The organism is Anoxynatronum sibiricum (genome assembly GCF_039414295.1).
In the GTDB taxonomy this organism is placed as follows: domain Bacteria; phylum Bacillota; class Clostridia; order Peptostreptococcales; family Tindalliaceae; genus Anoxynatronum; species Anoxynatronum sibiricum.
Genome location: NZ_JBCITM010000052.1, coordinates 1 through 870, shown reverse-complemented (window position 1 = coordinate 870; position 870 = coordinate 1). Strand labels below are relative to the sequence as shown.

1 protein-coding gene is annotated in these 870 nt (G+C 36.1%); it reads right to left on the bottom strand.

What is annotated here, in order from left to right; translation table 11 throughout:
• Positions 1-470: 470 nt before the first annotated feature.
• Positions 471-707 (bottom strand): ATP-binding cassette domain-containing protein, encoded by a 237-nt coding sequence (locus AAIG11_RS17900; protein ID WP_343187550.1) that lies wholly within the window; start codon positions 705-707, stop codon positions 471-473.
• Between the last annotated feature and the right edge of the window lie 163 nt (positions 708-870).

Here is an 870-nt window from a genome sequence, read left to right as displayed (position 1 = left end):
CCGCTTGGACAACGCCTCTGGCGTTGACCACATCTTAACAGCCTCGACGACGAACTTTTTGTGTTACTTAGTCAAAGATCAAAAGCAAAGACAGTAACGAAGCTATTGGCTCACAAATTGGCGAGCATAATGGCTCAAAAATTCATCAGCGCGCGGCTCAGAAATTCATTGACATTCGGACTCTATCCACCGGATAGGAAAAGAGCATGTATATTCGATTACTACCATATTCTTGTATTATGAATTTACTATACATAACAGATGAAAGGATGCTAAAGGATACCAGGCTCAAAGCTCCGCAAACCATTAAAAGGTTGTGAAATTCTCTAAATATCTTCATGTCTGGATCATTGTCAATCGTAGGAATGTATGCAAAAAGATATATCAGTGTAAAGAGTACTATGGCAATCACTGCACTTGCATGAACATATGTATTGATTTTCTGTTTTTTAAATTCAAGCCTCATCCATTTAAGCATTACTCTGTCCTCCATCCATAATATTAAAGAAGTAATCCTCTAAGCCGTTGGGATATTTATTTTTAATGGTTTCTAAAGGAACCTCCTCAACAATAGTTCCTTTTACCATAACTCCGATCGTATCGGCAATACATTGGATCTCATTCAAAATATGACTGGAGATTAATATTGTCATGTTTTCTTCTTTTACTAATTTTAAAAATAATTCTCTCATTTTACGAATTCCCATTGGATCAAGACCATTAGTCGGTTCATCTAATATTAATAACTCAACTTTCCCACCCAAGGGAAAGCAAAAAAACCTTGAAAATCGCTAATAAACATTCGTGAAAAACATATAGAGAACCCCCTGTAAGTGGTATAATAGAAGTATCCAAGTCCCACTAATACCA

Coding starts and splice junctions, on each gene's coding strand:
- AAIG11_RS17900 (WP_343187550.1), bottom strand. CDS start 707: ATGGGAATTCGTAAAATGAGAGAATTATTTTTAAAATTAGTAAAAGAA.